The organism is Cupriavidus sp. 01T418 (assembly GCF_056398885.1).
This window is the reverse complement of the sequence record NZ_JBFTQG010000063.1, coordinates 17,379-31,199: the sequence shown is the minus strand read 5'-3', so window position 1 is coordinate 31,199 and position 13,821 is coordinate 17,379. Positions and strand designations below refer to the sequence as shown.

11 protein-coding genes and 1 pseudogene are annotated in these 13,821 nt (G+C 65.9%); 5 read left to right on the top strand and 7 right to left on the bottom strand.

All coding sequences use genetic code 11. The features are described from left to right. The first annotated feature begins 39 nt into the window (after nucleotides 1–39). The 5 genes and pseudogenes from AC1DQ3_RS33440 (at nucleotide 40) to AC1DQ3_RS33420 (ending at nucleotide 5,242) form a co-directional block, all read left to right on the top strand. A pseudogene (locus AC1DQ3_RS33440) lies at nucleotides 40–974 on the top strand (acyl-CoA dehydrogenase family protein). A gap of 19 nt (nucleotides 975–993) precedes the next feature. Beyond that, complete coding sequence (locus tag AC1DQ3_RS33435; protein WP_477124395.1) at nucleotides 994–1,587, top strand: DUF2889 domain-containing protein; 594 nt, start codon at nucleotides 994–996, stop codon at nucleotides 1,585–1,587. A gap of 342 nt (nucleotides 1,588–1,929) precedes the next feature. Continuing rightward, a complete protein-coding gene (locus tag AC1DQ3_RS33430; protein ID WP_477124394.1) occupies nucleotides 1,930–3,108 on the top strand; it encodes a porin in 1,179 nt (392 codons plus the stop codon). Nucleotides 3,109–3,270: 162 nt separating this feature from the next. Then, complete coding sequence (locus AC1DQ3_RS33425) at nucleotides 3,271–4,023, top strand: SDR family NAD(P)-dependent oxidoreductase (RefSeq protein WP_477124393.1); 753 nt, start codon at nucleotides 3,271–3,273, stop codon at nucleotides 4,021–4,023. Between the two features lie 55 nt (nucleotides 4,024–4,078). Then, entirely contained in the window at nucleotides 4,079–5,242 is a 1,164-nt protein-coding gene (locus tag AC1DQ3_RS33420) for an ABC transporter substrate-binding protein (protein WP_477124392.1), read from the top strand. Nucleotides 5,243–5,291: 49 nt separating this feature from the next. Here the strand turns inward: AC1DQ3_RS33420 and AC1DQ3_RS33415 are convergent, their stop codons facing one another. The 7 genes from AC1DQ3_RS33415 to AC1DQ3_RS33385 all read right to left on the bottom strand — a co-directional run bounded on the left by AC1DQ3_RS33415 (nucleotide 5,292) and on the right by AC1DQ3_RS33385 (nucleotide 13,808). Next, a complete protein-coding gene (locus tag AC1DQ3_RS33415; protein WP_477124391.1) occupies nucleotides 5,292–6,383 on the bottom strand; it encodes an amidohydrolase family protein in 1,092 nt (363 codons plus the stop codon). Between the two features lie 78 nt (nucleotides 6,384–6,461). Beyond that, complete coding sequence (locus tag AC1DQ3_RS33410) at nucleotides 6,462–7,904, bottom strand: aldehyde dehydrogenase family protein (RefSeq protein WP_477124390.1); 1,443 nt, start codon at nucleotides 7,902–7,904, stop codon at nucleotides 6,462–6,464. A 40-nt stretch (nucleotides 7,905–7,944) separates the two neighbouring features. Further along, a complete protein-coding gene (locus AC1DQ3_RS33405) occupies nucleotides 7,945–9,429 on the bottom strand; it encodes an MmgE/PrpD family protein (protein ID WP_477124389.1) in 1,485 nt (494 codons plus the stop codon). Between the two features lie 113 nt (nucleotides 9,430–9,542). Continuing rightward, nucleotides 9,543–10,388: an SDR family NAD(P)-dependent oxidoreductase gene (locus AC1DQ3_RS33400; protein WP_477124388.1), complete on the bottom strand. Its 846-nt coding sequence runs from the start codon at nucleotides 10,386–10,388 to the stop codon at nucleotides 9,543–9,545. Nucleotides 10,389–10,410: 22 nt separating this feature from the next. Continuing rightward, nucleotides 10,411–11,688, bottom strand: coding sequence for a CaiB/BaiF CoA transferase family protein (locus tag AC1DQ3_RS33395; protein WP_477124387.1), 1,278 nt, complete (start codon nucleotides 11,686–11,688; stop codon nucleotides 10,411–10,413). Between the two features lie 46 nt (nucleotides 11,689–11,734). Then, nucleotides 11,735–12,610 carry an HpcH/HpaI aldolase/citrate lyase family protein gene (locus tag AC1DQ3_RS33390; protein ID WP_477124386.1) on the bottom strand — a complete coding sequence of 292 codons (876 nt, stop codon included), beginning with the start codon at nucleotides 12,608–12,610 and terminating at the stop codon, nucleotides 11,735–11,737. Between the two features lie 22 nt (nucleotides 12,611–12,632). Beyond that, nucleotides 12,633–13,808, bottom strand: coding sequence for an acyl-CoA dehydrogenase family protein (locus AC1DQ3_RS33385; RefSeq protein WP_477124385.1), 1,176 nt, complete (start codon nucleotides 13,806–13,808; stop codon nucleotides 12,633–12,635). Nucleotides 13,809–13,821 lie beyond the last annotated feature (13 nt).

Sequence of the window (13,821 nt, the reverse complement as noted above, 5' to 3'; positions counted from 1 at the left end):
GTGCGTGAGCTGGCGCGTGACCGTTTCCGCGGCCGCGCCATGAAGTGGCTCGACGGCACGTTCCCGTGGGAGAACCTGCACGATTTGGCCGAGATCGGCGTGCTGGGCATGTCAGTACCCGAGGAATATGGTGGTTCGAGTCTGCCGGTATTCGATACCGCCCTGGTCCTGGAAGAGGTCGCCAAGGTCTGCTATGTCACTGCCATGGCCCTGATGAGCGAAGTGGGTGTACAAACGCGCGTGATTTCCACCTATGCGCCGGAGCACATGAAGCGCGAGATCCTGCCCAAGGTCTGTTCGGGCGAAGTGTTGCTCGCTATTTGCATGACCGAGCCGCATGCTGGCACCGACGTGCCAAACTTCCGGACCAACACCACCATCAAGGGCGACCGGGCGTTGATCAAAGGCGTGAAAACGCTGATCAGCAAGGCYGATGAAGCGGAATGGTTCATCGTGTTCACCCGCATCAACGGCCRGCCGGGGCGCGACGGCATTGGGTGCGTGCTGGTGAATCGGCATACACCGGGCTTCAACGTCACCGGGCGCTACCACACCATGGGCGGAGAATACCTCTCRGAGATTCAGTTCGAGAACTGCGAGGTACCCGTTGAGAATGTGATTTTGGGTGAAGGGGGCTTCAAGAAATTACTTTCCGCCTTCAACACGCAGCGTTGCTTGAACCCGAGTATCTCTCTTGGTTTGGCCGAAGGCGCGTTTGAGGAAGCCATCAAGTATGTGCGTGAGCGGCAGATCTTCGGGCACTCGGTGGGAGAATTCCAGGGCATTCGTTGGAAGTTCGCCGAGATGGCGGCTATGGCTTCACCGACGAGTATCCGGTGTCGCGGTTCTATCGTGGGGCACGCTACGGCACGCTGGGTGGCGGTACGACCGAGACGCTGAAGGACTTGGTCGGCAAGAAGCTGATGAGCGACTTCGATCCCGTCGATGGCTTCCTGACCATGGGCACGTTCTGATCATGACGTCCTGAGCATCATGCCACTGCCTCCCTCCGTTGCCCGTGAAGCGCTTCACCTGCGCGCGATCGAACTGCGTGGATATCGTCGCGTCGACGGCCTCTACGACGTGGAGGCACGCATGACGGACACCAAGACGCAGGTCCTGTCCGTCGAAGGCGGTCGGTCGATCCCCCCCGGCGAGCCCATCCACGACATGTGGCTGCGGCTGGTGGTGGATGTCGACCTGACCGTGGTGGACATCGTCGCGTCGACGGATGCGGCGCCGTTCGGTGTCTGCATCGACGCAGGACGGACGCTGCGGGCGCTGGTGGGCGAGCGGCTGGGGCCCGGCTGGTCGCGGATCATCCGGGAACGTATCGGCGGCCGGCACGGGTGCACGCACCTGCGGGAGTTGTTGCAGCCGCTCGCGACGGTGGCCTTCCAGACGCTCTTCGAAGCGCGGCAGAAGCAGCCCCAACCCGTGGACGCGGCGGGCAAGCCGCGCAAGATTGACAGTTGCGCGGCCTATGCCGGCGATGGCGAACTGGTGCGTCGCAAGTGGCCGAAGTTCGCCGAAGGGGGCGACATGTCTGATCCGTCCGGCGATTTTTTGGCTGACGGTAATAAATGATTTAGACGGTTGACCGGCGCGTCCGGCCAGCCTTGTTGTCAAGGAGATGCGATGGCCTACCTGCGCTACTGCCTGGAGCAAGTGAAGCGCTGCCAGGGGGATCCCAACTGGCGGGTCCTCTCGCCGGTGGCTTTGGCCGCCCGGGACCGCCTCGCTGCTCCTGCTAACGAACGTGGCTCGTCTCACGAGAGTTCTCGTCCCCGTGAGAAGAGTCGTTGAAAAAGTATTCCGCGTAAGCATCCCGCAAGTTCCGCAGTCCGTGCCTGACATAGATAACCAGTACGGGGGAACACGTCCGTGTTCGTCCGGCAAAAACAATTTCACTGGAGGAGACAGAGCAGCATGAAGAAGACGATGTTCGCGATGGCGGCGCTTACCGCCCTGACGGCCCTGAACGGCGCCGCCCATGCACAGACGAACGTGACGCTGTATGGCGTGGTGGATACCGCAGTCGAGTATGTCAACCACATGGCCAACGCGGCGCCGACGGTCAATACCGCGACCGGGACGATCACCCAGCAACCCGGCGGCAATCGCTATGCGCTCGTGAACAGCGGCGGGCTGTCCGGCTCGCGCTGGGGCCTGCGCGGTGCGGAGGACCTGGGCAACGGCCTGAGCGCCATCTTTACGCTGGAGAGCGGCTTTGGCGCGGATGACGGCAAGTCGTCGCAAGGCAGCCGCCTGTTCGGGCGGCAGGCATTCGTGGGCCTGCAATCCGACCGCTTCGGTGCCGTAACGTTTGGCCGCCAGTACACGTCGATGTTCGACGCCTTCGCCAACTTCGCGCCGCTGGGCTATGCGCCGCTGTATGACCCGTCGACCTACCTGCTTGGCCCGGCCTTCCGCTCGGACAACACGATCAAGTACACCGGTACCTTCGGCGCCGTGACCGCCGTGGCGCACTGGACGTTCGGTGCCGGCGCCGGCACGGTCGGCGTCGTACCGGTGGCCGGCTCGGGCGGGGAAACGCCAGGGCACTTCCGCGACAGCAGCGGCTACGGCGCGGCCGTGACGTACGCATCGGGACCCTTCGGGGCGACCATCACCTATGACCAGTGGAATCCGGCGATCACCACAGGCAATGCCGGCCGGGTGAGGAAGGCGGGAGGCGCGTTGACCTACCTCGTGGGCCCGGCCAAGCTGTTCGCGGGCTACCGTTGGGGGCAGGCCGAGAATTCGGTGGACACCATCCTGTTCCGCGACGACATGTATTGGGTTGGCGCCAACTACAACGTCAATTCGGCGCTGGTGCTGAAGCTGGCCTACTACTACGACAACCTGAAGACAGTGCGGATCGGCCAGACGGCGGCGGCGATCAATCCCGCCAATCCGTGGCAGGCTAGCTTCACGGCTGACTACAATTTCTCGAAGCGCACCGATGTGTACCTGTCGATGGCTTACGCGAAGAATTCTGGCCTGAACTTCGATTCGTCGCCCAACGGCTTTGCGTCCGGCTACTTCCTGCAGCAGGGCAGCAACAACCAGTTCGGGACGGCGATCGGCATCCGCCACAAATTCTGATCCGTACGAGGTGTCTCCGGCCCGGTAGTTACGTCATCCCACCGGGCTTTCGCGGGCTCGGCTACCTGCCCGAGCCTCGTTTTTTACTGTCCGTTCTGCCGCGCATGGGGTTCGCCCTGGCGCGGTGGCAGCCATCCCCGGGTGGATAGAGGAGGAAGGAACATGGACTTGATGCTGAAAGGACGGCGATGCCTGGTCACGGGCGCGAGCGCGGGAATCGGCGCCGGCATTGTCGAGGCGCTGATGCGCGAAGGCGCCCGCGTGGTGGCGACGGCGAGGCGCGCGGAACTGCTGGAACGCCTGGCAGATTCGATGGAGGAGAGCGGACTCGAACGACCGGCCATCGTCGCGGGCGATATCACCGACGTCGAGGGCGTCAAGCGCGTGGCACGCGATGCGGCCGCAGTCGCAGGGCCGATCGAGATCCTCGTGAACTGCGCCGGTGGCTCCCGGCCGGTCGCCGTCGAGGCGGGCGACGAGGCGTGGGACGAAGCCTTCGCGATCAACTTCACCGCCGCGCGCCGGCTCACCGGCGAACTGCTGCCGGCCATGCGCGAGGCTCGCTGGGGCCGCATCATCAACGTGACGGGCCTGATGGAGCCGCACTTCCTCAACGCCGCCCTGTCGGCCAAGGCTGCGCTGCACCTGTGGGCGAAAGGGATGTCGCGCGACCTCGCCGCCGAGGGCATTACCATTAACAGCGTGCCGCCGGGTCGCATCGAAAGCGAACAGGTCGACCGCCTGTATCCGGCCGAACAGCGCGGCGACTTCATCAAGCGCTACATCCCCATCGGCTATTTCGGCAAGCCGGCCGATCTCGCCAACCTGGTGGCATTCCTCGCGTCGCCGCTGGCCGGCTACATCACCGGAACCGTCATCCCGGTGGACGGCGGCATGAGCCAGTTCGCGTACTAGCCCCAGGCACGACACGACCACAACCCGACGCATTCCGCAGATCGGAGGAGACATCATGAAACTGACCAAGCTCGCGTTGACCATGACGGTCGCGTTTTCACTCAACGGCGGGTTGCCCGCCGCCGCGCACGCCGACACCCTGAAGATCGGCGTCATCGCCGCGCTCACCGGCGGTGGCGCCCCCTGGGGCGCGGCCGCCGCGCAGGGGCCCAAGATCCTAGCCTCGGAAATCAATGCCAAGGGTGGCCTCGATGTCAACGGCAAAAAGTACAAGGTCGAGGTGATCGCCTATGACGACCAGTACAAGGCCGCCGATGCCGTGGCAGCCTACAACCGCCTGGTACGGCAGGATGGCGTCAAGTACGTGTTCATCATGGCTTCGGCTGGCGCGCTTGCGCTGAAGCAGAACGTGGAGGCCGACAAGGTCATCGCGCTGACGTCTTCCTATTCCGCCAAGGCGGTCGATGCCAACAGTAAGTACATGTTCCGCATGTTCAGCGTGGCGGCCGACTACCTGCCGTCGCTGGTGGAGTGGATCAAGAACAACTACAAGGAGCGGCGCATCGTCCAAATCAATCCCAACGACGAGACCGGTTGGGACCAGGCCAGACTGAGCAACCGGCTGTTCCGGGAGAATGGCTTCCAGGTGCTCGGGCAAGACCTGTACGAGCGGACACAGAAGGACTTCCAGCCGCTGCTAACCAAGATCATCGGCCTAAAGCCGGAGGTGATCGACCTTGGCAGCACGCCGCCTGCCACGGCCGGCCTGATCGTCCGGCAGGCGCGCGAGCTGGGCTACAAGGGGTTGTTCATCAAGACTGGGGGCGCCGGCCCGAACGAGATCGTGGCGGCGGCGGGCAAGGAGGCGGCGGAGGGGATGATCAGCATCCTCTATGCAGACCGCGGCTCGGAGGGCTACAAGCGCATCGCGTCCGAGTACAAGAAGTCGGTCGGACAGGACCCCAACGAGATCCTGGTGTCCTTCTACGACGGTGCCAGCGTCCTGCTGCAGGCGATCCAGAAGGCCGGCGACGTGAAGGACACGTCCAAGGTCGCGGCGGCGTTCTCGAAGGCGCTGCCGATGACGTCCGTGCAAGGCGACACGCTCAGGCTGGGCGGCAAGGCGACTTCGGGTGCCGACCAGCAGATCATGAGCGTGATGTATATCGGCGTGATCCGCAACGGCATGCCGGTGGTGGTGGGCAAGACGAAGTCGTAGCCAAGCCAGGGCAAGGGGCGGCCGGCGGTGCGCCCCTTGCGCGGCCGGGCTATGCCGGCATGGCGTCGGCGATGGCCTGGAGGCCGGGTAAGCGATAGGCCCGGCAGGCCGTCCGGTAGAACAGGTCACGGCGTTCGTCTTCGGACAGTGCGCGCGTGGCGCGTTTGAACGCATTCCACAGCGCCGAATAGCCGCAGGATTGCTTGTCGACCGGGAAGTTGCTCTCGAACATGGAGCGGGCGGGGCTGAATACCTCAATACACAGGTCGATGAATGGCCGCCAAGCCTGCGCCAGTACTTCTGACGGCGGCGGTGCGTCCGCTGTTTCAAAGGCGAAGCCGCACACCGGCATGCCAAGGCCGCCGATCTTCACGAACACGTTGGGTCGCGCAGCCAAATCGCGCAGTCCCGTCTCCAGCGTTCGCCATACCTCATCGCGCAGCGGCCGGAAGTCCTCGACGCCGATGGGCATGCCAACGTGGTTCAGCACGATGCTGGTGTCGGGAAACGCATCGGCCAGTTCGGCGACTTCCCCAATCTGCGTGTGAAAGACCGCGGCGTCGAAGGCCAGTCCGAATCTCTCCAGCCACGCATAGCCGCGCCGGAACGCCGTGTCGCCGAGGAGGCCCCGGGGCGCCTTCTTGATATGGCGGCCGACCACGCCCTCATTGTGCGTTGCCATATTCCGCACGCCGCGTAAGCGGCCGTTTCCGGCTTGTTGGTGCGCCTCGAGGATGGTGCCAATCTCGTCGCCCAACGCCAGGTCGACATGAGAGACGATGGCCGCCGCCATCTGGCAGGCGCCCTGCGCGGTTGGCAAGGACGCCTGCGACAGGGCGGCGATCCGCTCCACCTCGCCCAGCGAGCGCATGCCTTCCGGCCCGCTTGATCGCCAGCCGGCAAGGTAAGCCTCGACGTAGACCGTGCCAATCACGCGGTGCCCGCCGATGTCGCGGGAGAAGTCTTCCCCGCGGTAGAAGCTGGCATCGGCAGGCGTGCCATACAGGTGATGGTGGGCGTCGACGATGGGCAGGCCAGGCTCCAGTGCCGGCTCGGCCGGCATGCGGGCGTGCCACGCGAGCAGGTCGGCAGTCGTCCTGACCTGGTTGCCGCGAAAGGGAAGGGGGGCTTGAAGGTTCATGGTGCGTTCCTGGAACGAAAACGGGCACGAGAGACGGCCTTGCGGCTTGCCTCGTGCCCGATCATGGCTTGGGCGTGTTCAGTTCAGCACGAACAGCCGCTCTTCAGTCATGTCGCGGATGGCGAATTTCGGGCCTTCGCGCCCGATGCCGCTGTCCTTGACGCCGCCGTACGGCATCTGGTCGGAGCGCCAGCGCGAGGTGCCGTTGACGATCACGCCGCCGGTGCGCACCTTGCGGATGGCCGACAGGGCCAGGTCCAGCGAGTTGGTGAAGATGCCGCACTGCAGACCGTAAGGGCTCTCACTGATGGCGTTGAAGTGGGGCTCGATGTCTTCGTAGGGCTGGATCGTCATGGCGGGTCCGAAAATCTCGTCGCAGACCACGCTCATGTCGGACCGGACATTGACCAGCACGGCCGCATCGAGTTGCGCACCGTTGCGATGGCCGCCGCGCAGCAGCGTGGCGCCTGCCTCGACCGCGCGCTGGATCATGCCTTCGACCCGCTTCGCCGCGTGTTCGTCGATTAGCGTGCCGACCTCCGTGACCATGTCGAGCGGATCGCCGAAGCGGATCAGGTCGATCTCACGGCAGACCGCCTCGACGAACTTGTCGAAAATCGGCTTCTGAACGAACACGTTCTGCACCGAGACGCAGCTTTGGCCGGCCAGCGCCACCGCGTGGCGGGCGCAGACCTTGGCGGCGGCGGCCCAGTCGGCGTCGCCGTGGACGAAGGTGGGTCCGACGCCGCCCAGTTCCAGCGCCACGCGCTTCATGCCGACCGAGTTGCGGATGATCTTGCCCACCGGGATCGAGCCGGTGAAACTGACGAAGTCCACCCGGGAGTCGCTGATGAGTTGCGGCCCGATGGCATCGCCATAGAGGGTGTTCGCCGCGCCGGCCGGCGCGCCTGCCTCGATAAAGGCCTCGACGAATTTGTGCACGCACAGCGGCGCCTTCGGCGACGGCTTCAGTATGACGCTGTTGCCTGCCGCCAGTGCGGGCCCAAGCTTGTGCGCGGCTAGGTGTACCGGGCCGTTGAAGGGCGTGATGGCGGCTACCACGCCGACCGGATAGCGCATCGTCATGGCGATCTTGCCGGCGCCTATCGCGCTGGCATCCATCGGCACATGCTCGCCCTGGATCCGCACGGCTTCCTCCGCGCACAGCCGCAGGGTCTCGGCGGCGCGTTGCGGCTCGGACAGCGCGTCGCGCAGGGCCTTGCCGGTCTCGCGCGCCATCGCGTGACCGATCTCGTCGCTGCGCGCCAGCACGATATCGGCCGCGCGCCGCAGCAGGGCGGCGCGCTCGTAGGCCGGCATGGCCGCCATGACGTGTTTGGCCTTATGGGCGGCGGCCAGTGCGTCGTGGCAGTCCTGTTCGGTGGAAACCGGCGCGTGGGCGACGACTTCGTTCCGATAGGGGTCCTTCACTTCCTGGTACTGCTGCGCCGCGCGCCAGTCGCCACCGATGTGGGCGGGTATGGTCTGCGCTGCGGGCGTGTGCTTTGGTGCTGCCGACATGTCATCTCCTCTATTCTGGTTTCAGGCAAGATCAGGCAAATCAGGAGCTTGCGTGCGCCTGGCCGACGGGTTCCAGCACGCGTACCAGTGCTCGCACGTCGTCGAGCGATTCCAGCGTGTCGACGAGGGTGCGCAGTTGGGCCGGCGCGTCCTGCTGCAGCGGCATGGCCGCTGCGCGGAAGCAGTCCACGGCCTTGGCGTCGAAGTCGGCGGTGCGCATCGGCCTCTCCGGATGGCCAAGCGGATAGTCGACGCGCTGGTGGTGCGAGGTGCCGTCTTCCATCTCAATGTGCAGGTCAGCAGGGGTGACACTACGGCCCCATTCGCGCTCGATCTGGTCGTCCACCGCGATATCGATGCGTTGCGCCAGCGCGAGGATGTCCTCGCGTGCGATCGACTCGTCGGAGAAGTGACGCAGACCAACGTGGCCGTCGACGATGGCGGCGGCCACCGAGTAGGGCATGCTGAACTGCGCATGCACGATGGAGGGCGGCGCCTTTCTCACGTCCACGGGCGTGCAGACCGCTTCGTAGGCCTGGCGGTTGACGCCGATGCGGATGCGACGGACCTGCTCTGGGCGGATGCCCGCTGACGCCCGCAATGCCAACGCCGCGTCGATGGCGGTGTGGTTGAAGCGGCAGCAGGGGTAGGGCTTGTAGCTGAGTTGGGCAAACTCGTAGCGCTGGCCAAGGCCTTCGCTCAGCGCGTGGCGGTCGCACCGGTCGTGCAGGTAGACGCGAAGGAAGCCGTCGACACCGTCAAAGGTCTCCTGCACCCCCCGTATGCCACGCTGTGCCATCTGGACCGACACCAGTGCCGCCTTGGCGGCAAAGCCTGGCTGCATGCGCTTGGTCAGCGCGCCGTCGCGCGTGACCTGGTGGTTACCGGCGACCTGCGAATAGACGATCCCCAGCGCATTGCGCATCTCGGTCTCGTCCAGGCCCAATATCCGTCCGGCCGCAACCGTTGCGCCGAAGTAGCCGAACAGGGAGCTATACATGTAGCCGCTCTCAATGATACTGATCTTCGTGGCCACACCGATGCGGCACATCGTCTCCAACCCGGCCGCGACGGCGGCGATGAAGTCGCTGCCAGGTACACCGAAGCGCCATTCGGCGGCGGCGAGGGCGGCTGGGATGATCGACACGCCGGCGTGCAACACGGCGGCGTCGTGGGTGTCGTCGTAGTCGCGCGCATGCGCCATGCAGCCATTGACCCATGCCGCATGGTGCGCTGGCACCTTGTCGCCGAACGCGAGTATGGTCGCCTGCGGGGCCCCGCCCCACTCGGCGGCGAGTCCGCGCACGTCGCCGATGCCGCGCGCGGTCGAACCGGCGGCGGCGCAGGCCAGCGTGTCGAACACGTTGGTCTTGGCGGCGGCGATGGCGGCGGCCGGCAGGTTGTCGAGCTTGAGTCCGCAAGCAAAGCGGGCCACCGTCAGGGCGAAGTCTTCGCCCTTGTCGGTCAATGGTTGGGCGCCGTGCGCGCCGTTGGCGTTTGCCGTGGATGATGCCGAACCTGCCACGTGTCTCTCCTCCAGTGGGCGGTGACCGGTGAGACCGGTGCAAGCCGCGTTTAATTCATTTAAATGATTTTGATTACGGTAGGCGCATAAGCCTTCGAAGTCAACCAGTAACGTCAGCGGGCGCCGGTCGCCGGGGCGCGAGGAATCATCGACATTAACTGCTGGCTCAGCCCGCCGTCGACCAGGATCTCCTGCCCGTTGATATAGCTTGCGCGCTCGCTTGCCACGAACAGCACGATCTCCGCGATGTCGCGGGGCTCGGCAATGCGGCCGGAGGGCACCATCGCGATGCGGTGCCGGAGGATGTCGGGATCCTCGTAGGAGGCTTCGCTCAGCGGTGTGCGCACCAGGGCCGGGCTGACCACGTTGCTGCGCACGCCTGCCTCTGCCAACTCCAGTGTCAGCAGTTGCGACAGCATGGAAAGGCCGGCCTTGGTCACGCTGTATGCGCCCGCCTGCGGCAGCGGCTGGCTGCCGCAGATAGAACCGACGTGGACCATCGCGCCCTGGCGCGCCGCCATCATGTGGCGCGCGAAAGACCGCGCGCAGAGTAATGCGCCGCGCAGGTTCACCGCCATCGCACGGTCCCACTCCGCCATGTCCATGGCGAGCAGGCCGGCTGGGTGCATGGTGCCGGCGTTATTCACCAGCACGTCGCACCGGCCGAGTTCGCTCTCGCAGCGCGCCGCCGCGTGCGTCACGCTGGCCTCGTCGCCGATATCGCAGGGCAGGCCAATTGCCTTGCCACCTTCCGCGAGGATGGCCTCGACCACCGGCTGCCAGGCGGAACCGGCCCGGTCCAGCACGCCCACCAGCGCCCCTTCGCGGGTGAGGGTGCGTGCCACCTCCGAACCGATGCCACCCGCGGCGCCCGTGACGACGCACACCTTGCCCCGTAAGCCGAACCAGTCGCGGCCATCCGGCTGCCGCGCCGTGTCCACCTCGTCTGCTCGTAGCATTCGCGATCCTCGGGTTGTCATCTCAGACGGCCTGCGCTTCCTTGGTCGTCAGCTCTTCGCTGGCAGGCTTGCCGATCACGCCATTGGCCGCGAACGCTGCCAGTTCCCCGTCGGAGTGGCCTAGCCAATCGCCGAACACGGCGTGGTTGCTGGCGCCCAGCGGCAGGCTTGGCTCGATGGCGCGCCGCCCGGTGCCTTCAAATATCAGGGGCGAATGGGGCAGGACGACCCGGCCCAGATCGGGGTGGTCTACCCATTGCAGGCTGCCGCGTGCATGCATGTTCTCGTCGTGCATGACTTCCCCCAGGTCGCGCACCGGCGCGCAGGGCACCTTTGCCGCAAGCATGCGCTGCGCGACCTCGGCCTTGGGTAGCGTGCGGGTCCAGCTCTCGATCAGCTCGTCCACGGCAGCGAAGTTCGCGACGCGGCTGCCTCGCGTGAGGAAGCGCGGGTCTGCCTTCAGATCGGCATGTCCCATCACGTCCAGGATGGCGCGGAAATGATGGTCGCCGGGGGCGTTGAGCACCACGTAGCCGTCGGTGGTCGGGTAAACGTTGTACGGCGAGATGCCGAGCCCGCCATGACGGTTGCCGGTGCGGGCCGGCGCCTCGGCCCCGCGGGCGTGGAGCATGCCGAGGTTGGAGGCCAGCGAGGCATAGGTCGCGTCCTGCATGGAGACCTCGACCACCCGGCCCTTGCCGGTGCGCTCGCGCTCGTAGAGTGCCGTCATGATTGCCGCGTACAGGTGGATGCCGGCCATGAAGTCGCAGATGGCGGCACCGGACTTGACCGGCGGCTGGTCAGGGAAGCCGGTGGAGTTGATGACGCCGGACATGGCCTGCATCACCAGGTCCATTGCCGGGTAGTCGCGATACGGGCCGGACTTGCCGTAGCCGGAACTGGAGCCGTAAATCAGCCGCGGATTGACTTTGTGGAGGTCTTCGGCGCCGATGCCGAGGCGCTCGGTGACGCCTGGCGCGAAGTTCTCGACCAGGATGTCGGCCCGCGCGACCATCTCGCGCAGCAACTGGCGGCCCTGCTCGCTCTTGAGGTTGAGCGTGACCGGCTGCTTATTGGAATTGAGCATGGCGAACGGCAGCGCCGCGCCGCCCATGTCGCCGCGGCTGCGCAGGTGTTCGCCCTCGAACGGCTCGACCTTGATCACGTTGGCGCCCGCCATGGCCATCAGGAAGGTGGCGTAGGGGCCGTTGTAGACGTGCGAAAGATCGATGACGGTAATGCCGGATAGCGGGTACTGGGAAGTACGGTCGCTGGCGGCGCCCGGGGTTGCTGCTGACATGCTGTCCCTCCGAAATGTTTTGATGGTGTCCGGCCTCGTGCCGGGGTCAGCCCTGCGCGGCCGGCTGGCCGGCACGCTCGAGCATGCGTTGTGCTGCCTTCAGGTGCGGGCGGTCGAACATGCGGCCGTCGATGTTGACGGCGCCGGCGGCCGGCTGGGCCACAAACGCCGCGACCACGGCGGTGGCATGGCGCACGGCCTGCTCGCTGGGGGTGAAAGCGGTATGGATGGGTTCGATCTGGGCCGGGTGGATCGCCGCCTTGGCGCTGAAGCCCGCGGCACTTGCCGCGCGTGCTTCATCGGCCAGCCCGGTCGGGTCGCGAAAGTCGGTGTAGACGGCGTCGATGGCCGGCACGCCCGCCGCCGCCGCGCCGAACAGGCACAGGCTGCGGGCCAGCGCAAACGGCGCGGTGTACTGACCGTCGGAGCGGTTGGCGCTGGCGCCCACGTCGGTGGCGAGGTCCTCTCCGCCCCACATCATGCCGCACAGGCGGGGGCCCGCCTCGCGCGCATAGCTGCCCATCTCGAACAGGGCACCGGCGGTCTCGGTCACGATCGGCAGTATGCGGATCGAGCCGATCGGCACGTCGTCGCGTGCTTCCAGCGTGCGCAGGTAGACATCGACCAGCGCCACGTCGCGGCCGCTGCCCGACTTGGGCAGCATGATGCCGTAGGGCCGAGCCCGCACCACGGCGGCGAGATCGTCCAGCAGCAGTCCGGAATCGAGCGCATTGACCCGCACGAACAGCCGCAAGCGATCACGGTGCTGCGCGACGAATTCGGCGCACTCGCCGCGCGCGCGCACCTTCTCGGCGTCGGGCACGGCGTCTTCCAGGTCGATGATCAGCGCGTCGGCTCCGCAGTCAAGGCCCTTGGTGCGCTTGCGCTCGTCATGGGCGGGAACGAAGAGTAAAGATCGCATGGTGGCCTCAGTCGATATCGGATCAGAAGGTGTCCATGCTGAGGAAGCCGTCGACGGGGTCGAAGTCGCTCATCAGCTTCTTGCCGACCAGGTCCTTCAACGTCTCGGTGGCACCGCCGCCCAGCGTGCCGTAACGCACGCCGCGGTAGAAGCGCGACACCGGGTACTCGTCGGTGAAGCCGTAGCCGCCATGCACCTGCAGCGCCTCGCTGGTGACCCGGATCGCCATCTCGTTGACGAACATCTTGGCGATGGCCGCCTCGTGCGGGTCCGGGAASGGATTKGCCGWCAGGCAGGCGCGGTAYAGCAGRCTGCGSCCRGCCTCGATGTCGCGGTACATCTCGGCGAACTTCCARCGRATGCCCTGGAACTCGCCCACGGAGTGCCCGAAGATCTGGCGCTCGCGCACGTACTTGATGGCCTCCTCGAAGGCGCCCTCGGCCAGGCCCAGCGACACGCTCGGGTTCAGGCAGCGCTGGGTGTTGAACGCCGACAGCAGCTTCTTGAAGCCGCCCTCGCGCAGGATGACGTTCTCCACCGGCACCTCGCAGTTCTCGAACTGGATCTCGGCCAGGTTCTCGCCGCCCATGGTGTGGTAGCGGGCGGTGACGCTGAAGCCCGGCGTATGGCGGTTCACCAGCACGCAGCCGATGCCCTCGCGTCCGGGCTGGCCGTTGATGCGGCTGAACACCACGAACCATTCGGCCTCATCGGCGCGGCTGATCAGCGTCTTGACGCCGTTGACCACGGCGCGATCGCCCTTGATGGTGGTGTTGGTGCGGTAGTTGGGCACGTCGGTGCCGGCGTGCGGCTCGGTCATGCACACCGCCAGCATGGCGTCGCCCGAGCAGACCTTGGGCAGGATGTCGCGCTTCATGCTTTCGGGGGCATAGGTGGAGATCACGCGTACCTGCACGCCGACCTCGCCCATCAGCGCCATGGAGGTGGCGTAGCAGACCTTGGAGACTTCCTCGAGCACCAGCGCGGTGTCGAACACCGGCAGGTTCGAGCCGCCGTACTCCTCGGGAATCGACATGCCCAGCACGCCGATCTCGGCCAGCTCGCGCAGGTTCTCCCATGGGAACGTGCCGTCGAGCCACTTCTTGGCACGGTCGCGGAAACGGTCACGCGCCAGCTCACGCACGGTGCCGACTAGTGCGCGTTGTTCAGAAGTGAGTTGGAGTCTTGTATTGCTCATTTGCTGTCTTCCT

Bases quoted from the DNA above. Each gene is read 5' to 3' on its own strand.
- AC1DQ3_RS33415 (WP_477124391.1), bottom strand. From the start codon at position 6,383: ATGAACCTTCAAGCCCCCCTTCCCTTTCGCGGCAACCAGGTCAGGACG.
- AC1DQ3_RS33400 (WP_477124388.1), bottom strand. From the start codon at position 10,388: ATGCTACGAGCAGACGAGGTGGACACGGCGCGGCAGCCGGATGGCCGC.
- AC1DQ3_RS33430 (WP_477124394.1), top strand. From the start codon at position 1,930: ATGAAGAAGACGATGTTCGCGATGGCGGCGCTTACCGCCCTGACGGCC.
- AC1DQ3_RS33390 (WP_477124386.1), bottom strand. From the start codon at position 12,610: ATGCGATCTTTACTCTTCGTTCCCGCCCATGACGAGCGCAAGCGCACC.
- AC1DQ3_RS33425 (WP_477124393.1), top strand. From the start codon at position 3,271: ATGGACTTGATGCTGAAAGGACGGCGATGCCTGGTCACGGGCGCGAGC.
- AC1DQ3_RS33395 (WP_477124387.1), bottom strand. From the start codon at position 11,688: ATGTCAGCAGCAACCCCGGGCGCCGCCAGCGACCGTACTTCCCAGTAC.
- AC1DQ3_RS33435 (WP_477124395.1), top strand. From the start codon at position 994: ATGCCACTGCCTCCCTCCGTTGCCCGTGAAGCGCTTCACCTGCGCGCG.
- AC1DQ3_RS33420 (WP_477124392.1), top strand. From the start codon at position 4,079: ATGAAACTGACCAAGCTCGCGTTGACCATGACGGTCGCGTTTTCACTC.
- AC1DQ3_RS33410 (WP_477124390.1), bottom strand. From the start codon at position 7,904: ATGTCGGCAGCACCAAAGCACACGCCCGCAGCGCAGACCATACCCGCC.